This window comes from Oscillibacter acetigenes (assembly GCF_025567605.1).
In the GTDB taxonomy this organism is placed as follows: domain Bacteria; phylum Bacillota; class Clostridia; order Oscillospirales; family Oscillospiraceae; genus Oscillibacter; species Oscillibacter welbionis.
Genome location: NZ_JAOQKG010000008.1, coordinates 156,947 through 179,417 on the forward strand (window position 1 = coordinate 156,947; position 22,471 = coordinate 179,417).

Genomic DNA, 22,471 nt, shown 5'->3' on the forward strand with positions numbered 1-22,471 from the left:
GGCAGATTCGATATCTCAACCATATCAACACCCCATTCTGAAAAGGAGTCTATTTGTATGAAACACTTGAAACGATTCACCTGTATGGCGATGGCCGCCGCCATGGCCCTCTCTCTGGCCGCCTGCGGCGGGACCCCCTCTGATGCGGGCGGCAGCGGGTCTGAAGCTGGCAGCGGCGATCAGAAGACCATCGTAGTGGGCACCTCCAACTTCACCGAGGTCAACATTCTGGGTGAGATCTACACGGAGCTGATCGAGGCAAATACCGATTATGAGGTGGAACAGCGTTTCGGCCTGTCCGGCGCGGCCATGTGCTTTGACGCCCTGGAGCAGGGCAGCATCGATATGTTTGTGGAGTATACTGGAACGGCGCTGCTGAACCTGCTGGCCCAGCCTATGGACACCGATAAGGACCGGGTGTGGCAGACCGTCCACGATCTGATGCTGGAGGAGCACGGGATCCAGACCTCCAACCCCCTGGGCTATAACAACACCTATGTGATGAGCGTCAAGCCCGAGACTGCGGAGAAATATGGCCTGACCTCTCTGTCTGACCTGATTGAGAAGTCCCCGGAGCTGCGTCTCGGCTGCACGGTGGAGTTTATGGACCGCGAGGACTGCCTGCCCCTGCTGGAGAGCAAGTACGGCACCGCTTTCCAGGACGTGAAGGGCCTGGACGCCAGCCTGCGCTATACCGCCATTGAGAACGACGAGGTGGACGTGGTGGACGCCTTTGCCACCGATGCTCTGCTGTCCAAGCTGGGCCTCACCATGCTGGAGGACGATCTGAGCTTCTTCCCGCCTTACTACGCTGTGAACTTTGTGGATGCCGAGCTCCTGGAGTCCGACCCCGAACTGGCCGAGATACTGTCCAGACTGGACGGTGCCATCGACGAGGCGACCATGGCTGCCATGAACGCCCAAGTGGACGTGGACGGCATGAGCGCCCAGGAGGTGGCCCACCAGTTCCTGGTGGAACACGGCCTGGCGACTGAGTAAGATCAAGTTGTGGAGAAGCCCTGGCACAGATTGTGCCAGGGCTTCTCCACAGAGCGAAAAGGAGAGATGAGAAATGGAGCAAACGCATGACAGCCCCACGGCACTGGAGCTGTACAAGGGACATCCGGTGCAGGAAGCCGCTCAAATCATCCTGGGTTCCCTGCTGTTTTCCGCCTCCATGAACTGGATCATTCTGCCGCATGATATGTACAGCGGGGGATTCCTGGGAATCGCGCAGCTGCTGCGAATGCTGCTGCTGCATTTCTTCCCTGCCATCCAGCAGATCGGCGACTTGGCGGGCATTCTTTATTTTCTGCTGAATATTCCTCTACTGCTGATTTCCTGGTTCCGGTTCGGGCACTTTTTCTTTGCAAAGACCGCCCTTTGCATCGTCTGTTACAGTGCCTTTTTGGCCCTAATCCCGATCCCGGCGGAAGGATTGTTTGACGAGACAATCGCGGCCTGCGTCATCGGCGGGCTGGTATGCGGCGTCGGGGCGGGCATGACGCTGACAGCGGGATGCTCCGGCGGCGGCGAGGAGATCCTGGGGTTGCTGTGCGTCCAGAAAAAGCCGGATTTCAGCGTGGGGCGAATCGCCATGATCCTGAATGTGTTCGTATACGGGATCGGCCTCCTCCTGTTTGAACAGGACGTGGTGGTTTACAGCATCATCTTCGGCTGCACCACCTACCTGACTCTGGACCGGATGCACTTGCAGAATGTAATGGTCACCATGCTGATCATCACCAAATCTGAGGCCATGGAGCAGTTGGTGTTCCGATATGCCGGCCGCGGCGTGACGAAGTGGACTGGCGTCGGAGCTTACAGCAACGAGCCGTCCGACTTGCTGCTGACAGTAGTTTCTAAGAAGGAGGCGCTCCACCTGCGGAAAATCCTGCGGGAAGAAGATCCCAATTCCTTTATTATCATGGATGAGGATGTTTCCGTGGCGGGCAATTTTCAGAAACGGTTGTGAGGATGACGGTAACAGCAGTGTGTGCCCAACAGGTTAGGCGCTTTCACCCGGCAACGGCTTTCTGCCCGGATATTCTTCCCTCACGCGCAAATCACCGGATATCGGCAGTATCCTTGCTTCTCCATTTCCCAACCGGTTATCCGTAAAAAGGATGGGGTCGCTTACTAGGGCTTATTCGAAAAAAGGCGGAGATTGTGCTAAAGTAACAAAATAGCGATGGCGGCAAAATACACAAAGGCCAAGAGGGAAGCATCCGGCTTGTCATATCGGGTGGCGATTCTGCGAAACCACTTGATTTTCTGGGAAAAACACTTCACCAGATGGCGCTCTTTATACAGATGCCAGTCAACCGGCCAGGGATCGGAAACATTGCTTTGCGGCGGGATCACATAGCTGGCCCTGTGCGCTGAGATATATTCCCGAATCGTCCGGGCACCATAGGCCCGGTCTGGCGGCACGGCACTCCTGCCGATTCTGACCTTTTGCGGCAGTTCAACAGCGTGAACCGAATCGTGGCCATTTCCAGCGGAGATCCGGAACTCCAGCGGGTTTCCCAGACCGTCTACAACAGCGTGGAGTCTTGTGTTCCATCCGCTTTTGGTACGGCCAACCGCCTTATCTGCCGTTTTTTCCTCGCCATTTGCGCTTTCATGCACCCTTACGCAGGTGGAGTCCATGTTCAGGTTCTCCATATCCGCGTCCGTAGACAGTGTGTGGAATACCACTTCCAGAGTGCCGTCATCCCCCCATTTAGCGAATTGGGCGTATATAGACTGCCAAGGGCCATAAGTCTCCGGCAGTTCACGCCACTGCGCACCGCTCCGGACGATCCAGAGCATTCCGTTGAGCATAATCGGGTTATCCTTCCGGGGGCGCCCCCGCTTTCCCATTTCTTCTGGTGGCAGCAGCGACTTGATCCGTTCCCATTGTTCTTTTGTTAATTCATATCGTTTCATGCTCATAGCTTCGCATAACTTGGTTTCTTGTGTAACTTTTATTTTTCAAACAAGGCCTAATCTTCCCGACGGGCTCATTCTGGACCTCTTTATCGTAAGCGGCATGGAATTCTTCCTCAGTATCTCCGGGTAATCTTCTGCATTATAAACCCCTGTCCAACTGTCCCCCCCGATCAATGATATTCTCCATGTCCTCCACATACGTGTAGGGACACACTCCGAATAAATCTCAGGACCATCCAGGATCACGATCTGGACGCCGACAGCCTGCAGAACCTCTAGTATACCTGAAAGGTACCAAGCCTCATTAGACGTCTTACAGAGGTATGCAAGGCAGCCTAACTTATCAAAGCTTTTCGCCACAATATAGTCTTTTATTACCCAAGATCATGCCTTCAATTCTTTATTCCAAATTGTGTTCAATTTTTAGGTACAGCCCCTTGCACCGTCATATATTTCTGGCTGTGGCTCTGAGGTTTATCGGGAAGGGTCATCTTCAGCATCCCAAGGTTCAGCAAAAGTTTAAGATACTTCTGCGTGAAATGTTTGAAATCCTGAAAACCACAGTGTTGCATAATCCTCGCTTTAGAGCGCAGTTCCGTTCAAAAAACAAGGATACGCTCAAGCAGGGTATCATGTAGGGTCACATGGGTGACGTCCTGCGGTCCAACCATTTCAGCCGTAATTGGAGCAAGCGGCATGACTGTGTGGAACACGTCACCCTCAATAAATTCCGGGCTCCCGCCGGAGTAGAGCTTTGTGTACTTATAAGTATTCCCCATCCCGGATCCCTGTTCGTCCGCCAGCCCAATCTCCCGGAACACTTTGGAGATGGGCGGGTTTTGGGAGCAGAGCTCACGCAGGATGCGATTTCTGGTGCTGATGCTCTGGATGCCCTCCTGCACAAAGGGGGTGCTGAGGTTCTTTTGACCAAACGCAATCAGACGGTCGTAGGTCTCCAGCAGATTGATGATATTAACATTCCAGTCATCGTACTAAGCAGATAATGGTTTCGTCAATTTCTTCAAAATGGGCACGCCCTCTTTGTCAAGCCAACAGGAAATATTTTCTGAGATACAGACGATATAAGTTAAGATCGGCCTTTCGGCGGGATAGCCTCATATTCTTATAATCGTTTTACACTTACAACGTTCCCTATGTAATAAAGGTAGTTCGCATATGCAAACTGGATGATGACAGAAGGCGCCGAGTATGTACTCGGCGCCCTGTTACAGCATTGATAGGAAATTGATCAACATCGTCTCTTATACATCCGTGAAAGTTCAAGGAGTTCATCCCGATTGCAATCCTCTTCTTATGATCTTTTCAAGAGGTCATATCCCAAACCATAGGGTTTGCCGGGAATAAACTTGCCGTTGGCGCTGGTGCATCCCTGATAGGTAATGCCGTCAGCCACAACTTCTGTAACTTCACCCAGATACCTGCCGTTTTCCACCACGACGCTGCCGCGCAGCAACACCGTATCAGCGCGGCCGATTTGCTCCAGGCCCTCGAACACGTTGTACTCCACGCCAGTGGGGTTGGTCTCCAGCGTGATCGTCCCCTTGTAGTCCGGGTCGAACAGCACCAGGTCCGCGTCAGCGCCCACCTGGATGGTCCCCTTGCGGGGATAGATGCCGTTCAGCTTGGCCGGCGTGGTGCAGCACACATCCACAAACTTCTGCCGTGTCATGCGGCCGGCGGCAACGCCATAGGTCCACAGGGCATTCATGCGGTCGCCGGCGCCGGGGCAACCGTTAGGGACCATCCGGAAGTCGCAGCGCTGATGCTCCTCGTCCCAGCCCCAGTTCTTCTGTGCCTGGGGGATGCCGGAATTGTCAGAGCCGCAGATGGACAGCCAATCCTTATTCAGCGCCTTCCATAGGTAATCCTGGTCCTCCTTGTCCCGCAGGGCCGGAGAGCAGATCCACCGGGCGGCGATGTGCCAGTCCGGATGGTCCATCTTGTGCTTGTCCAGCACCAGATAGTGGGGACAGGTCTCGCCGATCACCGCCTTGCCCTCCGCACGAGCCTTGCGGATCTCCTCGCCAGCCTCGATGCAGCTGACATGGACAATGCACATGGGACAGTGCATGGCATCCGCAAACCGGATGGCACGGGAGACGGCTTCCGCCTCGCCGTAGGGGGGGCGGGTCATGTAGTGGTATTTTGGCTCATAGTGTCCGGTAGCGGCCGCATCATTGCGGCACTTATCCAGAACGTCCGGATTCTCCGCATGGACCATCATCGTCATGCCCTGCTTGCCAGCCTCCTCCAGGCAGGCCAGCAGCTTGCTGTCATCCATGTAGAGGGAGGTGCCCTTATAGGCCAGGAACAGTTTCATGGTGGGAACACCCATCTCCACCAGCTTTTTGATCTCACCGACGGTCTCATCCGTGAAATCGTTGCAGCAGGCGTGAATGGCGATGTCGGGAGCCACCTTGCCTTTGGCGCGGACATTCAGGCGGTAGTTGACGGAATCCACCAGGTTCATGCCGGGTTCATTGGTGCAGAAGTCCACAATGGTAGTCGTTCCTCCCTGCAGGGCCACCCAGGTAGTGGCATAGGGCTCGTTTGTGGTGATGCCGTCCGTATTGAGCGCCTCAAAGTGGGCGTGGTTGTCCACACCGCCGGGGAGCACATATTTGCCCTCTGCATCCAGGATTCTATCAAAGGGGCCTTCTAGATTGGTGCCGATTGACGTGATCTTTTCATCGACAATGAGAATATCTGCTTTGTACTCACTCTCTGCTGTGACAATGGTCCCGTTTTTTACCAGTGTTCTCATACAAGTATTCTCCAATCCTTCGTTAATTCTTGTGGCTCTTCTGAACCGAGGTGATAATAACGGCGGCGAGAATAATCAGGCCAGTCGCAATATCCTGATAGTAGTAGGAGACATTGAGGATCGTGAGGCCGTTGGCCATTGTTCCGATAATCAGAGCGCCCAGCAGTGTACCAGCCAGATTCGGCTCACCGTCTTTGAAAGCGGTGCCGCCCAGCCATACGGCCGCAATAGCATCCAGCAAGTAATCCTCCGCAGCCTGAGGATGCGCAGAGCCCAGTCTGGAAGTCAGCATCACGGCCGTGACGCCGCAGGCAATGCCGCAGAAAACATAGGCCCACACAATGGTGGAGCGCGTATTGACGCCGGACATCAGAGATGCCTCTTCGTTATCACCCACGCCATATATGTATCGTCCCAACTTTGTCTGGTTGAGGATAATGCTAGACACGACCAGTACAATCAGCATGATGATAACCGCGTTCGGGATCACACCGCCCAGTCGCTGAGCGCCAAAGATCTCAAAGTCCGCCGGGAGATTGGAGATGGGGTGGCCTTTGGTATAGGCCTGATTGATGCCAGCCACCACGTAACCGACTCCCAAAGATGCAATAAAGTCCGGAACTCCTAGATAGGCGATCACAACGCCGTTGATCAGTCCAATCAGTGCGCCGAGAAGGACCGTGATCAATGCAGCAAGCCATATGTTCATTCCAGCCCTGACCAGGAGCGCAGCCACTACGATCCCGAGGAAGCTTGTGCTGTAGCCGATGGACAGATCCGAGCGCTTGGTGATCAGGACGAAGGTCAGGCCCAGGCTGATGGTGGCCAGCATGGCGATCTGCCGCAGGATGCTGATCACGTTGGAAAGCGTCGGGAAAGCACTCGGCGCCAGGATCGAGAACACCAGCAGCATGATGATATAAGCGAAAAGCGTCCCGTAATTCCGGGCAATTCTGGAAACATTTAATTTGGCGTTCATCAATGAACTCCTCCCTATCCTCATATTCCGATTGCATTCCGCAGAATATTATCGGAATCCGCAAATTCAGAACGATCGATCACGGTCGTCACTTTCCCCTGGCTCATGACGCAGATGCGGTCGCACATCAGCTGCAACTCCGGTATCTCAGAAGAGATCACGATCACTGCCATTCCCTGCTGTGCCAGGCCCTCAATGATTTCATAAATCTGATCTTTCGCACCGACATCAATGCCGCGGGTGGGTTCGTCGAGGATCAGCACGCGGATATTGCGGTCAATATACTTGGAAATGACTACCTTCTGCTGATTACCGCCACTGAGATTTCCCACATTCTGGAATACGGAGGAGCAGGCGACGCCCAGTATCTCCGTGCAGTGCTTGGCGTATTCCAGTTCCTTCTTCTTGTCGATCAGGCCCAGACGCGACAGCGCCTTCAGATTGCAGATGGACACATTCTTGTAAATCGGCGTGTTGGGAAGGATCCCCTGCTTCCGCCGCTCCTCCGGCACAAGCGCGACGCCAGCGGCTAGGGCCTGTCCGATGTTTTTGAATACGACGGGCTTACTGTCCAACCGGATTTCCGCCGTGTCATACCGGTCAACCCCCAGCATGGCGCGGACCGCTTCTGTCCGACCGGCGCCCACCAGGCCGAACATCCCCAAAATCTCACCCTTGTGGACTTCAAACGAGACGTCCCGCAGCACACCCTTTTTCGAAAGTCCCTTTACAGAGAGGACGGTCTCGCCGATGCTGCTCTTCCGGGTCCGGGTGGTGTTGACTTTGATCTGCCGGTTGACCATCAGGTTGATCAGCTTGTCGCTGTCCATCTGGGAGGTGGGAGCGGTCTGAATCGTCTCGCCGTCGCGCAGGACTGTGATGGTATCGCAGATCTCGAAAATTTCCTCCAGACGATGGGAGATGTAAATAATGGTCTTCCCGCAGGTTTTCAGATATTGAATATATTTCAGCAGCTTCGTCACTTCTCCATGACCAAGGCGCGCCGTCGGTTCATCCATGATAATGATGTTGGCATTCTTTGCCAGTACGCGAGCGATGACCATCATCTGTTGATCGGAGACATTCAGCTTTCCGGCCTGCATTTTGCTGGGCAGATCGATTTTCAGCTCTTTGAGCTTCTCATCACAGGCGGTATACAGCTTTTTCCAGTCGATCAGCAGAGGCAGAGGACGTGTAGGCTCTTCGCCATAGAAGATGTTTTCCGCCACCGTAAAATAGCTGATAAAGGACAGCTCCTGCGGAACGATGGCGATGCCCAGCTCCTCTGCATGGCGGAGGCTCTGGATCTGGACCTCCTCCCCATTGAGCAGGATCTTTCCGCTGTCTTTTGCAATGATACCGGTCAGGACCTTCATCAAGGTCGATTTGCCAGCGCCGTTCTCGCCCAGAAGGGCGTGGCAGCTTCCGCGCTTCACCTGCAGATCAATGTTACGCAGCGCCTTGACGCCGCCAAAGCTCTTCTGGATGCCGTGCATCTCAATGATATAGTCGTTTTTCTCGCTCAAAAAATTCACCTCCCGGGTGTTTCAAGGCGATCGATGTCACACAGGGCGTGCAAGAGGACATTTGCTCCATTTCCATTGGTCACATCGTCCCACGTCGTGAACTCCTCTTTGCTGTGGCTGATTCCCTTGACGCTTGGGACAAAAATCATGCCGACCCTCGTCACCTGCGAGAGGCTCATGCTGTCGTGACCGGCTCCGCTGTCCATAGTCATCGCCGCAAGTCCCAGCTTCTGGGCCGCGTTCCGGACGCTCTGCTGCACGGTTTCCGACATATGGAAGCAGGGCTGTTCCATCGTCAGCCGGCAGGAGACGATGTCCTTCCGGAACTCCTCCATCAGCATCTGATAAACGGACTCCAGCAGATCCTCCCGCAGTCCCCGTAGCTCCAGCGTCAAAGCCACACGGCCCGGAACCACGTTCATGGCGTTGGGCTGCACCTCCAGATGCCCTACCGTACCCACCATGTGGGGGTCGGTCTCCATGACCACCTGGCGGACCCGCATGATGAACCTGGCCGCCTTGACCAACGCGTCATTCCGCAGCGTCATGGGCGTCGTGCCGGCGTGATTGGCCACGCCCGCAAACTCCACGATATAGCGCCGGAGGGCAATGATCGAGCGGACCACGCCGATATCCTTCTTCTGGGACTCCAGCACACCGCCCTGCTCAATATGCAGCTCAAGGGAGTAATCGATGTCTCCCGTGTATTTCGCCTCTGCCAAGTCCTGAAGGGTAAATCCGAACTCCCCCATCTTCTCTAGCACCGGCTCTGTGGGTGGCAACCCACAGTAAGCACGGCTGCCGATCAGTCCGGTGATCACAATGCCCTCCTCCTCGGCAAAGGACACCACGTCGATGCTGTGTTCGGGGACGATCCCCTTTTCAGATAAGGTGTGGACCGCTTCGATCCCCGCGAGAACGCCCAGGCAGCCGTCAAAGATCCCGCCATTTACTACAGAATCGATGTGAGAGCCTATGGTAATCTTTGTCGGAGACCTGCCAGGATAAGTGCCCACCACATTTCCAACTGGATTGGTGGTGACGCTCATGCCAGCCTCCCGCATCAGCTGCGCCACATAGGCGTTGGACTTCCAAAAGCTGTCAGAATAGGAGAGTCGGCAAATCCCGTCCGGGGTTCGGGCAATATCCGCCAGGGCCTCAAGATGTGCTTGGAGCCGCTGGCCATTCACGGTCATCATAGCCATCATTTCCTCTCAAGCCTGCATACACAGGTCCAAAACAGCTTTGTCGATATTTCCACCGGAGCAGATCAGAACCGTTCCGGGACTGAGCGGACACTTTTTCTCCAGCAACGCCGCCAAGGCCAGGGCACCGGAGCCCTCCAGCGTCAGCTTTCCATACAAGCACGCTGTTCTGACCGCCTGCCGGATGCTGTCCTCCGTGACTGTAAAGATGTCATCCACATATTTTTCAATGTAAGGATACAGGTATTCCTCGCCGGTTTTCCGTACAACTGCATCCGCCATAGAGGAACAGTGATCCAGCGTCACCAGCTGGCCCTGCCGACGGGATTCCACATAGACAGCCGACCCTGCCGGCATCACACCATAGATCTTGACGGAGGGCTTCAGCGTCTTCATGGTCAGAGCGATCCCCGTGATGAGGCCGCCGCCCCCGATGGGCACCACGATCTGCTCTACTTGGGGGCACTGGTCCAGAATCTCCAGGGAAATGGTCCCCTGGCCGCCCACAGTATACCGGTCAGAGGTGGGGTGCACGTAGTACAGATGCTCTTTTTCTGCCAGTTCACAGGCAGAGACGAAGGACTCGTCATATGTCGCGCCGACTTCCACCAAATTGGCCCCCAGTGCGCGGATGCTGTCCTTTTTGATCTGGGGCGTGGACACGGGAACCACGACATTTGCTTGGACCCCCAGATTCCGGGCGGCCAGTGCGCAAGCCATGCCATGATTTCCGGAGGAAGCTGTGACGATCCGAAGCTCCTTGCCGTACCGCTCGATCAGAGAAGTGATCTTGTTCATGGCGCCGCGGTATTTATAGGCCCCCGACGGCAGAAGGTTCTCCGCTTTCAACCAGACTTGCGCACCCAGCTGCTGGTTCAGGAATTCCATGTTCAGCAGCGGAGAGGGCGGAAAGACTTTCCGGAGTCTCTGTTCTGCCGCGAAAATGTCCGCGATCTCTACAGGGCTAACATCCCTTCCCAGCATTGTTCAGGCCTCCTCGATCTCAAAGATGGATTCCACTTCCACGGCCAAGCCCAGCGGCAGGGCGTTGGAGCCGATGGCGGATCTGGCGTGCCGCCCCTCTTCTCCAAAGGCGTCTATAAAGACCTGAGACGCGCTGTTGATGACCTGCGCCTGCTCATGGAAATCATCTGTGCTGGCCACGAAACCCAGGATTTTCACGCACCGCTTCACCCTGTTCAGATCCCCCAGATAGGCCTCCAGCGCGGCCAGTGTGTTGATCGCGCAGATCCGCGCAGCTGCGGCGCCCTCTTCCACGCTCAGGTCAGCGCCCACACGGCCGGTGATCTTCGTATCATCCACCATGCTGCCCTGGCCGGAGATGAACACCAGATTCCCGGCCTGATTCACAGGCTTATAGAGTCCGGCCGCAGCCAGCTGCTTGGGCAGCTCGATCCCATGTTCTTTCAAATTCTCATACACGCTCATTGGTCAGTTCCCCTTCATTTTCTAAAAATATTTCATAGATGGCATCGGGCCGCCCCATTCCGGAGCGCAGGGCGGCCCAATGTTCTCTATATCAGCCTTATTCCGCGTACTTCTCAGCCTCAGCAGTAGCCTTCTCCAGGAACTCATCCACATTTTCTTTTGTGACGACGGCGTACGGGATTTCGTGGTACTTCGCCACATCCTCGCCGGCCATCAACGCCTCACAGGCATCTACGACATTGACATTGGCGCTGTCCAGATCGGACACCACCGTGGCAATGCAGGAGCCGTCGGCCTTGATATCATTGAGGATGTCTACCTCGCCGTCAACGCCTATGCACTTTACCTGAGGATAGAGATCGTGCTCCTTCAAAGCCTGGATCGCACCCATGGCCTCCAGATCCTGAGATGTGAAGATCGCAACCACATCGGGGTTGGCTGTCAGCGCAGAGTCTACGCCGTTATAAGTCACTTCGGTCGTACCAGGGAAGGTTGTCTGTACATGAGCTACAACATCAAATCCATATTCTTCTACAAATGCGTCATGGATGTAGGAGCCAGCCCTCAAAGCAAAGTTGTCCTGATGCCCCGTTGTGATGATCTTGCCGCTGAAGCCCACCTCAGCCGCCAGGATCATGTTAATGTCTGCCTGGACAGCAATGCTGTTCAGCAGGAACATGGCGTCGATGCCGTCAATCCAGCCGGTGTCTTCGCAGATCACGCGGATGCCTGCCATTCTGGCCTCCTGAACCGCATTCTTCAGAGAGAAGTTGTCCGCGTTCTGAACGACGATGACATCGCATCCGGCCTGCACCAGATTTTCAATGTCGTTGGCCTGTTGCGTGGGGTCACCATTGGCGTTTGCCGTGACGACAGTATGGCCGCGCCCCTCCGCCTCTTCTCTCAGTCCCTCAAACATATGCCGGTTGTGGATATTGGAGAGCGCGTTTGTCGAAATACCAATGGTCAGACTGCCGGTCTTCGCAGGAATCTCCGGGTAAACTACGGTGTCGGTCTCAGAGGAGCTTTGACCCTGGTCTGTTTCCTGGGTCTGCTGGGTGCCTCCGCTTTCGGTACCGCCGCATCCAGTCAGTGTTGCGAGCATCATCATTGCCGCAAGAGCGAGAGCAAACCATTTTTTCATCGTTTTTCCCCCTGTCAGTTTTTATATGCTTCAGAAGTTGGCCTCTGATAGCAGACATACTTTATGTTTTTTATACAGACATTCTGTTTTGTCAAAGGGTAAAAAAATTCGCAGAAATAAACTCTCAATTTTGAGAGGAAAACATGATCGGATTCGTCTCTACCGTTGTTCTTATTTCTGCGTTTTAAGTTTGATTGTATTTTAACACAATAATCCGTTCTATGTCAAGACAAAAAATGTGTCTTTTAGACAAACATTTTATTCTACAGGAGTCCGGCTTTCCCCACGCATTTTCCTCCCCTGCTCCAGATATGTATAGAATGTGTATCGGGAAATCCCAAGCAGCGAGTAGACGCGATCGCTGGCCTTCGTGATCACAAAGGCCCCCTTCATATCCAGATCCGCGATAAACTGAATTTTTTCCTCTTTGGTCAGGAGCTTCGGAGGCTTTCCATATTTTTGGATGCACTGGTCGATCAGGCGATTCAGCAGCTCATGGACGTCCGGCATGAAGACCTCCTTCGGAGAAGCATCTTCCCTGTTTTCATAGTCGTGGGTATTGTTGTATTCCCGCAGCATCTTTTCAAAATACGTGGTATCCGTAATATCCGTGTTGATGCACAGGGAACCGATGGGCTGTCCAGCGCTGTTGTGAAAATAGATGGAGGAAGACCGCAGAAGATGCCCATTTTCAGCATAGGTGGCATAATTGAATGCATCCTCCGCCGGTTTTCCGTTGAGGATCTCCAAGCCCAGATTCGTAACGCATCCGCCAATCTCCCGGCCCGTTACCTCCCCATTTTCAATTCCGATGATTGTATGGTTGTCAGGCGCCATAAAATCATGAAGCACGATCTCGCAATTTTTCCCGAAATGCTCTGCCATCAGCTTCATCACGTGTTCCAACAGTTCTTTCTCCTCATTCATGGACTCCATTCCGTTTTCTCTCCTTTCTGATAATCCCATGCCAAATTGGCCTGTAGTTTCACTTTGGTGCTCCACAGCAAAACACTTGATTCATCTACTGACCGCAAAGAAATATCGCCAGCCGCTGCATATTTGAACAAAAAGTGTATTGTTCTCACCAATGTGTTAGTTATATTTTAACATCAACGCACAAATTTTACAATCCATTGTTTACAATAAATGACAATGCTGCAAGGGCTCCCCAAGCAGGACCACACCTATGCTGCCTATTCTGATAACCATGTAGAGTTCTTGTTTACACCCCCGCAAAAAAATAGGATCGCCTGAAGATGATGAAGCACCTGTCCCACAGCCATAAAACACCGGACAAATTACATGGAGCAGAGCGCAACCGTCCTATATAATACACAATACCAATGGCGCCAACGTCTCTCTGCCAATGCCTGCTCGGCTCAAAGTTTTTCCACAAATGTACCAAGGCAGTCTCTAGGATTGACTTCCGTGCAAAACAACTAGACCTTGACTCTTATATCGAGATTCCACTGTTATTTGATCCATGTCTCTTGTGGCGTGCAGTAACAGAACTCCTGCTGTGCCTTCTGGAGAGGTCTCTGGATGTCCGGCCACACTCCGCCGTGGACGTGTTGTTTCAGTTTTGGGATAACACGCTTGAATGCCCTTTCCACTCCACTGGGGCCGTTGTAGTTCATCCAGATGGCCAGCCCATGGAACGTCATGCCCTGCTTCTCCGGATGGCCGATCTACAACAAAATCAGATGGTGCTTAACAAAAAAAGCTAAATATAAAAGGATGCGGAGCCGCGTGGCTCCACCTCTCCCTTATTGTCAGTATCCCTACCTGTGTGTCTACGACGGCAACAGTAACTTCAATCCCAAGACCGATGCGGACGGCTGTGGGAGTCGGCAAGAAGGTTTCCGAATCATCTTCACGGATGGATTATTTCCCCCACCACACCGGATAGGATAGACAGGCAGTGGAATCTCCTGCCCTCGCATTCCTCATCAGCCGGAAGGCCCTGCGCCAGCGGTGGAGATCACTTCCGGGACAGCGTTGGCGCAGGTGCCCCAAGACTGTCTTTCTCGCCTTTGTCATGTTATCGGAGGAGAGCATCTCCTGCAGGCCCAGTTTTCATCAGCAGATAGCTGTTCATAGCCGTATACCCCCGAAGGTGTGGCCCAGAATAGAGCGGTTTTTGACGCTTAGCAAGCAGAGCAGTAGCTCCAGCAGTTCCAGGTGCACCTTTTGGTAGACGATCTGCTCCACAGACGTTCCTTGCTCATGCTCCTCTAGTTACTCAAATGGATCACCCTCCTCGCCTTCCCTCTACAAATCAAATACAGATAGGAAATGGATATGGTATCCGACCAGTCTTGCGGCTGACATCCCGGAGATATATAACAGTGTCGCGATCTCGCCGATGGCCTTTCCCTCCGCATGGCAGAGTTTCTGGGGTAGTCGTACACGTTCCATCTCATCCTTGCTCAAAGCTATGACGCCCAAATTAGTCTTCAGATAGCAGTACATTCTTCCCCGCAAAAGGGGTTGAGATAGGTGGTTAATTTCCCGCATGCTCATCATGGCTGCCGACCTGAATCCAATCCCACAACTCCAGGTTTCCTTCGGCACATAGAGCTTCTATCAGCAATGTCGCTGCAGTGTCTGTACATTCAAAATGCCTAGCCGCATCCAGAGCAATTCTTCGGATGAAGTTTTCCATCTGTCTGTGGAGCTATTCAAAGGCGGTGGAGTCACCGATCCGACATTTCTGATACAGTTCCTCGTTTGTCACAGGCCACCGCCCACTTCCTTCCAAGATGAAAGATCAACGTTCTTTTTCTTCCTCTGGATCTGCTTTTTCACTGAACGGCACAGAGCGGATACAGTTTCTTATTAGACAGAGATGTGTTAAATGCCTCATAGAACATACTCGGTTTTGTTCTTGCTACGCGGTAAATCTCTTGTGCTTTCTCTCGCAGCAGCTTTCGCTCCTCCGCTGTAATGGCACCTCGGGACCAACCCTTGTCGATCCGCTGATAGCAGTGGTAAAGATCCTGGGACAGCGAACTGTCCTCCGCCTCCTCCTTGACGCCTCTGATCCGGTAGCCCAGCTGGGCGCAGGTGTACTTGGGGTTGGTGGAGTTGGGCAGGTCGCAATATCTGATGTGGTAACCTTTTTACAGCAGAAAATACCGTCCACCGTTCTCACACCTGCGGATTAGGTGCCCGGCCTCCAGTGCCTTATAGAAATCCAGCTTCATCATGGTCTGGAGGAGGTCTGCCAACTAGTACTCGTAGACTTTGAATGCGCCGGAGCCAGGAGCCGTTTCCTGGAGGCGAAGATGAATCCGCACGTCATCCATGTAGGTGTAAAATCCGGTCCCTTCCGCGGGATTTGTAACCCACTTATGGGCTCGCTCATGAAACAAAAATTCATGCAGTGATGCCACATAGTTATTGGGCGTCAGCTTTTCCAGCGACGAGAATCCCATACGAACGAACGCCCGAAGTGTCTGACAGACCGACGCGATGTCTTCCAGGAGTCTTTTGTAGTTATATATAATATTTTTTATAGGCGGCCCACTTCACGTTCAGCTGCCCATAGGCAACCAACAGCGCCCTCGTCTTTTCCGGTGACTCCGGCGGTATCGGCGTTCGAGGAACAGACGAAGTATAATACTCATCGCCAAATTGATAGACGATGTGATCTTCCCCACCATAGTCCTCTGGGTACTCCAAGTAGTCTTTATATGCTCCGATTGCGGCCAGGCCCTCTCTGTCCCGTTCTCCGAGTTCCAGATCTTCTTCTGGGAAAAGAGAATTCTGCTCCGGGAATGTTCTCGCTTCTGATAGGATCTCATCCTTCTCTTGGATCAGTCGAAATATCTGGCGGCAGCACAGGGCGTCATGGAGCAGGATCATCTCCTCGTTGGCATCGAACCAATCCCGTATCCAGTGATCTTCCTCATAGCGGTCCATGCTGTCATTGCCCTATCCAGCATCTGCTGCAGCTCATGGTACTCCTCCGGAGAGATGTTCAGTGCCTCTGCTATCAATTCTCCCAGGGGGATATTCCCAGGGTTGTTCAGACTCAAGACATTTTCTCTGGTGTAGAGGGCGTGGATCGATGGCCGTCGATCCGCGCCTTTATTTTGGGGAAAGGGAGATTTTCGGATGAAAAAATTGAATACCATTAATGCAGATACCCAGCAGATCATTCCCCATGCCCCTCTGGTTCGTCGTGGAGGAGACCTGCTGCCCCAGGGGCTCCACCTGCTGGCAGGAGCACCGAAGATCGGCAAGTCCCGGCTGGCCCTGTAGATATGTCTCTGTGCCGCACAGGGCAAATCGCTCTGGAGCTTCGCTATATACCCGTGCGAAGTCTCTACCTCTACCTGGAAGACAGCTTCCAGCGTATCCAGAGCTTGCTCTTTGATCTCACGCCTCCGTCGCTGCACTTCGCCATGATGGCGGAGCAGCTCCACAGCGGACTGGTGGAACAGATCGCGTAGTTTCTCAAAGTGCATCCGGCTATTGGTCTGGTAGTCATCGATACCCTCCAGCGCATTCGCGCGGCTGGGAACAAAACAAATCCCTACTACCAGGACATCGGTGTCCTCAAAGATCTGGCAGACCGGCACTACATTGCCGTCTTGTTGATCCATCACCTGCGGAAGCTGAATGATGACGACCCTATGGACATGATCTCCGGCATCACAGGCTTGAGTGGCGCCACAGGCTCCAACTTCGTGCTCCGCAAGCGCAGGCGGGGAGAGAACGCCGCCACCCTCTACTGTACCGGCCGGGACATCATCTACCGGGAGCTATTCCTGGAGTTCGATGGTAAAAGTCACATCTGGAATCTGCTCAGGGACAACTGAGCGGAAGCGGAACCGTCCAATAGTCGGATTGTCTTTCTTCTCTCCGCCTTGCTATGGGAACAATCGGAGATCTGTGTCTCTGCCAAGGCGCTGCTGGAAAAGATTGATCCTGCCGACCTCGAAGGGCTAACACGCAACAGCCTCTCCCATCAAATTTGGAAAAACATTGGGGCTCTAAGGAACAGTGGCATCGTCGTGTCATTTCGCAGGTGGAGCAGAGGCAGACTCATCTGCCTGAAAAGTGTCGATGGTGTCGATGATCTCGCTACCGAAAAGATCGTCACCATCGACCCATATGAATAATTTGCTGGGTGTGGTGTTCACAGCTCCGGCAGGGAAAAACCTCCCATATGGGAGGGCAAGCATCGCGTCCGGGGCTATACACCGGCCGCAGTTTCGGGGCCCTGCCCCGCCCCCAGCCCCTTCGTCGACACAAGCTCCATATCATTTGCCCCGCCGCGAGCGGCAGGGCGCATTCATTCCGCTGTGTCTCCTCTCCAAACGAAACCCGCTTCGCTGGACTTTCGTTTGGTTGGGGCGAAAGTTTGAAAGGAGTACGAATGCCGAGAGAAAAGAAAACGGAAATCATCACGCTCCGAGTGACGCCCCCGGACAAAGGCCGTCATCCAGGCGCGTGCGAAAAGCGTAAACAAAACCGTCACCGATTGCCTGTGCCTCTGCGGCCTGGGTAAGGAGATCGTGCAGGTGGAGGGGCTGGACAAGGTGCTCTCCGAGCTGAAGGCTCAGGGGCGGAACCTGAACCAGCTCACCACCCTGGCCAACATGGGCAAGGTCACGATTCTGCGCGGCGACGCCTTAGCGGACAAGTACGAAGCGATCTGTGGGCAGCTCTGCCATCTGCTGCGGGAGGTGAACTGAGATGGCTACCTTCACCACCATCAAGAACCGGGGCGGTGGCCGGGGCGCGCTCGCCGGAGTGCTTCAGTACATCCGACAGGACGAAAAAACGCTGTGGGAAGGACATCGGCTGGTGTCAGGCTGGAACTGTACTGCCCCGACGGCGTGGCAGGAGATACAGCTCACCAAGGAGCGGTTCGTTAAAACAGATGGCTGGCAGTACTACCACTTCGTCCAATTCTTTGCGGCAACGGATGGCCTGACGCCCCAGGAGGCACATGCTATTGGCTTGGAGTTGGCCCAGCGGAAGTTTCCAGACTTCGAGGTGCTGGTGGCGACTCACATCGACACCGACATTCTGTACAGCCACCTGATCGTAAACAGTGTCAGCTTCCAGAACGGCCGCAAGCTCCACCAGAGTGCCGCCGACCTGCAGGCCCATCGGCTGGCCAACGATGAGATCTGCGCCGCCCACCATCTGTCGATCCTTCCACCTCCGCAGAAGCAGGTCCAGCAGAAGTGGATGGACACCCGGGAGTATCGCTCTGCCGCCAAGGGCGAGAGCTGGAAATTCCGACTCATGAATGCCATCGACCAATGTATGCGGTTCGCATCTACCAGGGAAGACTTCATCTCCCTGATGGAGAGCGAGGGGTATCAAGTTCGATGGTCGGCCACTCGGAAGTCCATTACCTACACCACACCCCAGGGCATGAAGTGCCGGGACGACCGGCTCCACGAATTGAAATACACGAAAGAGATCATGGAACGTGAGTTCCGAATCCGAGAGAAGATTATCTACATCTGCAGGGCCAAGACTATCCGGGTGCCGGAGAGCATTCCCAAGCGCGATATCCGGCAGTATGTGGCTCACGAGGCGGAAGAACTGTAACGGCAGTTCAAATCTGGTTACAGCGAGGACGGGAATCTGCCCTTTCAGGAGTACGCCGAACGGTGGCTAGCCCGGCAGGTCCGGTATGCCCCCAGCACGTTGGAGAGCTATCGGCGGATGCTTGGAAGGGTGTATCCCTTTATCGGGGCCATCCAGTTGAACCGGCTACGGCCGATTGCTCTGGAGAATATGCTGGTAGAACTGCGGAAGCGGAAATACCGTGGCAAGCCCATTGGGGAGGCCACGGTGCAGAAATACCTGACTGTGGTCTCCGCTGTCCTTAGCGACGCCAAGCGGAATGAGATCATCCAGAAGAACCCGGCCCGGATGATCGATCTGCCTCTAACACGCCGCACTACACAGTACATTCCCTCCCCCGTGGAGATTCAGAAACTGCTGGATGCTCTGGCAAAGGAGCCTCGGCACTACCGGATGTTCTATCTGCTCTCCATGTGTACCGGCTGCCGCCGGGGGGAGCTGTGCGCCCTCAAGTGGGAGGATTTCAAGTTCAGCAGAGGCGGTCTGCTCCTGACCATCAGCCGCTCCCGCAGCGTTGTCCCTGGAAAAGGTGTCGTGGAAGGCTCTACTAAGAACGGCCGCAACCGTGAGATCGTTCTCTCATCTGATATCCGAGGAATCTTTTTGAGCTACCGCCGGCGGAAACAGCTGGAAGCCCGGCTGGCGCATCGGGAACTTGGTCCCTATCTCTTCACGGATGCCCTCGGGCAGCTCATTCACCCGGATACCTTCACCAAACGGCTGCGGAAAATCTATGAGTCCATTGGATTTCCAAAGGAATATCACCTGCACACGCTTCGCCATTACTATGTGACCTCCCTGCTCCACTCCGGCGTGGACAAGCAGACAGTGGCGGATCTGGTAGGGCACGCGGACACGGGCTTTCTGGAGCGCACCTACTGCCATCCGCAGCAGGAGCAGAAAGAGCAGGCCGCCGGGGCCATGCGCGCCATGCTCCGCCCGGAGGGCGAAGTCCTGTTCAATCTGGCCGCCGCGTGTCCCGCCAAATCCCGCAGCGCCTGATTGTTGCTTTCGTAGAAAATGTTCTTTCCAGGAAGTTTCAATAGCTTTACTTCCCCACTTGCGGTATGTTGTGTTTGCAAAACCGGCCTCAACTGGAGTGAGGCCAGCGAAAGAGAGGTCAACACAACATGGCAAGTATCCGAAAACGGGGCAGCAGCTACCTGCTGGTGGTCTCTATGGGCTATGACTACGAGGGCAATCGCATCAGGCCCAAGCAGAAAACCGTTCATCCACCGGAGGGTCTGACCCCAAAACAGCGGGAAAAATGGTTGAAGGAGCAGGCGGTCCTGTTCGAGCGGGAGTGCAGGTCACTTCCCCAGGAGGAAGTGGATCGGAGCATCACACTGGCGAAGTACACGGAGCTGTGGCTCCGGGAGATCGCCCCCGGCAAGTTGGCCAAGTCCACCCTGGCCCGTGACCGGCAGGACATTGACCGCTTCCTGCCGATTCTGGGGCACTACAAGTTGGCAGAACTCCGCCCCGAGCACTTCCGTAACTTCTATGCGGATCTGCGAAAGGTCATCAGCCTTGAAACTGGAAGGCCGCTCTCCGAGCATACCGTGGAGGGCGTACACGCAACGCTGTGTACGATCCTCTCCGATGCCATGGAGGGCGGCTTTCTGAATCACAACCCCGCCTGGCGGACATACCGCTATGCGGGGAGGAAAACGGAAAAGAAGATCGCAGATCTGGAAACCCTGCAAAGGATCATCTCCGCCCTGGAGGAAGAGAGTCTCAAGTACGAGACCTACTTCAAACTCATCATCGCAACCGGGATGCGTCGTGGCGAGTGCTGTGGCCTGCAGTGGGGTGACATCAACTGGCACGAGCGGTCCATCCACATCCAGCGGAATGTGGTAAAGGTCACCGGCGAGGACATTATCGTCAAGGAAACAAAGACTGTGGCCGGGGACCGATACGTGTACTTCTCACTGGAGATGGAGTCCCTGCTGAAAGAGTTCCAGCGGGAGTGTGCCTGGGAAACGGAGACGTATGATGGGAGGGAATTGGAGACTTCAGACTACATCTTCCGCCGCCATGGAGAGCGGCTCCCCATGACGCCCTCCACTTTCACCTGGCGGTTCAAGCTGATTCTGAAGAAGCATGGTCTGCCCTCTGCCCTGAATGTCCACTCCCTGCGCCACACCAACGCCAGTCTGCTGATCGCCGGCGGGGCCGACGTGGCCACCGTAGCGGGCCTGCTGGGCCACAGTCAGCCGTCCACCACGCTGGACATCTATACACACGCTTTCGATAAGAACAAAAAGGCAGCCAGTCAGGTGCTGCAGGAGGGGTTGGAGATATAATGATCTACAGAGAGGAAAAACAGCCGCAGATTCCCGTCAACCATTGCGCCTGGTGCGGATCGTATGACCTGGGGATCGGCTGGCAGCAAAATGAGGCCATCGTGACCTTCCGGCGGAACGGACTCCTGGGCAACCGGCTGAAGTATGTGATCTGCCGGAACTGCGGTGCGGTTCTGTACCAGTATGTGGCGGAGCCGTGGAGGTTTCCTCCGGCGGAATAGAGGGCTGTAGAAGTACCAACGCCCTACCGCAAAATATGAAACTTCTATAACGTAAAAACCGCCGAAAGCAAATTGCTTTCGGCGGTTTTGGTACGCTTAGCCAAATTTGGGTCAATAGCCTACAGAGATGGGGTTATCAAGCGATCAAGCAGGAAGTCGTTGGGCCCTAGGTATTTTGTGGGTTTTGGCCATTTTTTAGGAAAATTGCCAAATTTCCAAAAATACCCAGAGCCGTTGCAACACAATGACTCCGGGTGTTTTCCGGATAGTGGTCTTCGTATGACACTGTACGATTTACTGGTCAGAAGTGCCAGTTGGGAGCTCCCATTCTCTTACCTGGGTGAAAAACGGGCGTTGCAGGCGATCACGAAAATCTTCCAGATCAGACTCCGACCAGATGTACAGACCCTGTCGGGCTTTTTGCCCAGTTTTTCCGAAAGCAATTCCATCTGCCACAAGTTGCTGCACAGATCTCGCATTGCACAATGTGGGATAGATATTTCCGGCGATGGCTGCCTCCAATTCATATCCGACGGCATCGAAATATTCCAGCAGGCCAATGGATGCATACCGCATACCCACGGCGTAACGTACAGCTCTGTCGATATCGGCTGGTTCCGCAACTCCCCGCTCAATGAGGTCAATGCATTCCCTATACAGAGCCTGAGCCAGCCGATTGACTATGAACCCGGGAACGCTGTGGTTGAGGATTATTGTCTGCCGGTGCAGAGAGTCCATCAACGCCTTGGCCCGCCGCAGCGTAGAGGGGCTCGTTGCCTTGCATCCCACCAATTCCACCAGCGGCTGCAGATGAACCGGCTGAAATGGGTGGGCAATCAGAAAGCGGTCGGGATTGGGAATATCAGCTGCGAGTTGGTCCGCGTCCATGGAAGACGTACACGATGCAAAAATAGTATCCGGCCTGCAGATGGAGGCAATCTTAGCATAGACCTCCCGCTTGACATCCGGGTCTTCCGATACCGCTTCCAGAATAAAGGTGCAGTCCTTCAGCGCCTCCAATTCATCGGAAAAGATCAGCAGATTCATTGCTGCCGCCTTATTTTCTTCGGACGCTAGACCCTCGGCAATAAGATCATCCCAGTTATGCTCAATTGCGCGTTTGCAGCGGCTGATTCCTCTGGCGGAGTGTCCAACTACCACAACTGCATACCCATTACCTGTAGTCAAGGTAGCCTGACCGGAGCCAATGGTACCCGTTCCGTAAACACCAATGATTTCTTTTCTTATCATATTGTACCTCTTGTGATATGTGTTGCGGCCTGGATATTCCAGGCCGCAATTTT

General features: G+C 54.3%; 23 protein-coding genes and 2 pseudogenes. 11 read left to right on the forward strand and 14 right to left on the reverse strand.

The genetic code is table 11. The annotated features are described in order from the left end of the window. The first annotated feature begins 57 nt into the window (after positions 1–57). Positions 58–999 carry a glycine betaine ABC transporter substrate-binding protein gene (locus tag OCV80_RS15805; RefSeq protein WP_136891618.1) on the forward strand — a complete coding sequence of 314 codons (942 nt, stop codon included), beginning with the start codon at positions 58–60 and terminating at the stop codon, positions 997–999. A gap of 73 nt (positions 1,000–1,072) precedes the next feature. Continuing rightward, positions 1,073–1,975, forward strand: a complete 903-nt coding sequence (locus OCV80_RS15810; protein WP_021750414.1) for a YitT family protein — start codon at positions 1,073–1,075, stop codon at positions 1,973–1,975. 197 nt (positions 1,976–2,172) lie between these two features. Here the strand turns inward: OCV80_RS15810 and OCV80_RS15815 are convergent, their stop codons facing one another. From OCV80_RS15815 to OCV80_RS16660, 3 genes are read right to left on the reverse strand one after another with little or no spacing between them, the layout of a single operon-like run. Continuing rightward, positions 2,173–2,931 (reverse strand): IS5 family transposase, encoded by a 759-nt coding sequence (locus OCV80_RS15815; RefSeq protein WP_158629822.1) that lies wholly within the window; start codon positions 2,929–2,931, stop codon positions 2,173–2,175. A 45-nt stretch (positions 2,932–2,976) separates the two neighbouring features. Continuing rightward, a complete protein-coding gene (locus tag OCV80_RS16475; protein WP_309452266.1) occupies positions 2,977–3,294 on the reverse strand; it encodes a DUF6718 family protein in 318 nt (105 codons plus the stop codon). Between the two features lie 56 nt (positions 3,295–3,350). Further along, on the reverse strand, positions 3,351–3,527 hold the full coding sequence (locus tag OCV80_RS16660) for a Fic family protein (protein ID WP_353866959.1): 177 nt from the start codon (positions 3,525–3,527) through the stop codon (positions 3,351–3,353). Between the two features lie 111 nt (positions 3,528–3,638). Between OCV80_RS16660 and OCV80_RS15820 the strand changes: the two genes are divergently transcribed. Then, positions 3,639–3,938: a hypothetical protein gene (locus tag OCV80_RS15820; RefSeq protein WP_136891617.1), complete on the forward strand. Its 300-nt coding sequence runs from the start codon at positions 3,639–3,641 to the stop codon at positions 3,936–3,938. Between the two features lie 308 nt (positions 3,939–4,246). Here OCV80_RS15820 and hydA read toward each other — a convergent pair whose 3' ends face one another. The 10 genes and pseudogenes from hydA to OCV80_RS15865 all read right to left on the reverse strand — a co-directional run bounded on the left by hydA (position 4,247) and on the right by OCV80_RS15865 (position 15,946). Continuing rightward, positions 4,247–5,719, reverse strand: coding sequence for a dihydropyrimidinase (gene hydA, locus OCV80_RS15825; RefSeq protein WP_119310762.1), 1,473 nt, complete (start codon positions 5,717–5,719; stop codon positions 4,247–4,249). Between the two features lie 22 nt (positions 5,720–5,741). Continuing rightward, positions 5,742–6,698 carry an ABC transporter permease gene (locus tag OCV80_RS15830; protein WP_025543713.1) on the reverse strand — a complete coding sequence of 319 codons (957 nt, stop codon included), beginning with the start codon at positions 6,696–6,698 and terminating at the stop codon, positions 5,742–5,744. Between the two features lie 20 nt (positions 6,699–6,718). Further along, positions 6,719–8,224 (reverse strand): sugar ABC transporter ATP-binding protein, encoded by a 1,506-nt coding sequence (locus OCV80_RS15835; RefSeq protein WP_025543714.1) that lies wholly within the window; start codon positions 8,222–8,224, stop codon positions 6,719–6,721. 5 nt (positions 8,225–8,229) lie between these two features. Then, a complete protein-coding gene (locus OCV80_RS15840; protein ID WP_267288549.1) occupies positions 8,230–9,423 on the reverse strand; it encodes a Zn-dependent hydrolase in 1,194 nt (397 codons plus the stop codon). A gap of 15 nt (positions 9,424–9,438) precedes the next feature. Continuing rightward, on the reverse strand, positions 9,439–10,413 hold the full coding sequence (locus tag OCV80_RS15845) for a threonine ammonia-lyase (protein WP_025543716.1): 975 nt from the start codon (positions 10,411–10,413) through the stop codon (positions 9,439–9,441). Between the two features lie 3 nt (positions 10,414–10,416). Beyond that, on the reverse strand, positions 10,417–10,878 hold the full coding sequence (locus OCV80_RS15850; protein ID WP_025543718.1) for a RidA family protein: 462 nt from the start codon (positions 10,876–10,878) through the stop codon (positions 10,417–10,419). A gap of 97 nt (positions 10,879–10,975) precedes the next feature. Further along, positions 10,976–12,022, reverse strand: a complete 1,047-nt coding sequence (locus tag OCV80_RS15855) for a sugar ABC transporter substrate-binding protein (protein WP_025543719.1) — start codon at positions 12,020–12,022, stop codon at positions 10,976–10,978. Between the two features lie 258 nt (positions 12,023–12,280). Then, positions 12,281–12,958, reverse strand: a complete 678-nt coding sequence (locus tag OCV80_RS15860) for a helix-turn-helix transcriptional regulator (RefSeq protein ID WP_158629821.1) — start codon at positions 12,956–12,958, stop codon at positions 12,281–12,283. A gap of 1,868 nt (positions 12,959–14,826) precedes the next feature. Then, positions 14,827–15,252 (reverse strand): annotated as a pseudogene (locus OCV80_RS16665) (DUF6076 domain-containing protein). A 268-nt stretch (positions 15,253–15,520) separates the two neighbouring features. Further along, the gene (locus tag OCV80_RS15865) at positions 15,521–15,946 is read right to left on the reverse strand and encodes a hypothetical protein (RefSeq protein ID WP_136891616.1); all 426 of its coding nucleotides are present in this window, start codon (positions 15,944–15,946) and stop codon (positions 15,521–15,523) included. 195 nt (positions 15,947–16,141) lie between these two features. Here OCV80_RS15865 and OCV80_RS15870 point away from each other — a divergent pair, with 195 nt between their 5' ends. From OCV80_RS15870 to OCV80_RS15905, 8 genes and pseudogenes are all read left to right on the forward strand, one after another. After that, complete coding sequence (locus OCV80_RS15870; protein WP_158629819.1) at positions 16,142–16,288, forward strand: hypothetical protein; 147 nt, start codon at positions 16,142–16,144, stop codon at positions 16,286–16,288. Positions 16,289–16,341: 53 nt separating this feature from the next. After that, the gene (locus tag OCV80_RS15875) at positions 16,342–16,479 is read left to right on the forward strand and encodes a hypothetical protein (protein ID WP_207754054.1); all 138 of its coding nucleotides are present in this window, start codon (positions 16,342–16,344) and stop codon (positions 16,477–16,479) included. Positions 16,480–16,488: 9 nt separating this feature from the next. After that, complete coding sequence (locus OCV80_RS15880) at positions 16,489–16,848, forward strand: AAA family ATPase (RefSeq protein ID WP_025543725.1); 360 nt, start codon at positions 16,489–16,491, stop codon at positions 16,846–16,848. 618 nt (positions 16,849–17,466) lie between these two features. Then, a pseudogene (locus tag OCV80_RS15885) lies at positions 17,467–17,727 on the forward strand (plasmid mobilization protein); the annotation flags it as partial. A gap of 1 nt (position 17,728) precedes the next feature. Next, a complete protein-coding gene (locus OCV80_RS15890; RefSeq protein ID WP_119310758.1) occupies positions 17,729–18,598 on the forward strand; it encodes a relaxase/mobilization nuclease domain-containing protein in 870 nt (289 codons plus the stop codon). 117 nt (positions 18,599–18,715) lie between these two features. Beyond that, positions 18,716–19,639 carry a tyrosine-type recombinase/integrase gene (locus OCV80_RS15895; protein ID WP_136891615.1) on the forward strand — a complete coding sequence of 308 codons (924 nt, stop codon included), beginning with the start codon at positions 18,716–18,718 and terminating at the stop codon, positions 19,637–19,639. Positions 19,640–19,767: 128 nt separating this feature from the next. After that, positions 19,768–20,946, forward strand: a complete 1,179-nt coding sequence (locus OCV80_RS15900) for a tyrosine-type recombinase/integrase (protein WP_119310756.1) — start codon at positions 19,768–19,770, stop codon at positions 20,944–20,946. Then, a complete protein-coding gene (locus OCV80_RS15905) occupies positions 20,946–21,167 on the forward strand; it encodes a hypothetical protein (RefSeq protein ID WP_119310755.1) in 222 nt (73 codons plus the stop codon). The genes OCV80_RS15900 and OCV80_RS15905 overlap by 1 nt, the downstream gene beginning before the upstream one ends. A gap of 294 nt (positions 21,168–21,461) precedes the next feature. Here the strand turns inward: OCV80_RS15905 and OCV80_RS15910 are convergent, their stop codons facing one another. Then, positions 21,462–22,418: a 3-hydroxyacyl-CoA dehydrogenase family protein gene (locus OCV80_RS15910; RefSeq protein ID WP_158629817.1), complete on the reverse strand. Its 957-nt coding sequence runs from the start codon at positions 22,416–22,418 to the stop codon at positions 21,462–21,464. Between the last annotated feature and the right edge of the window lie 53 nt (positions 22,419–22,471).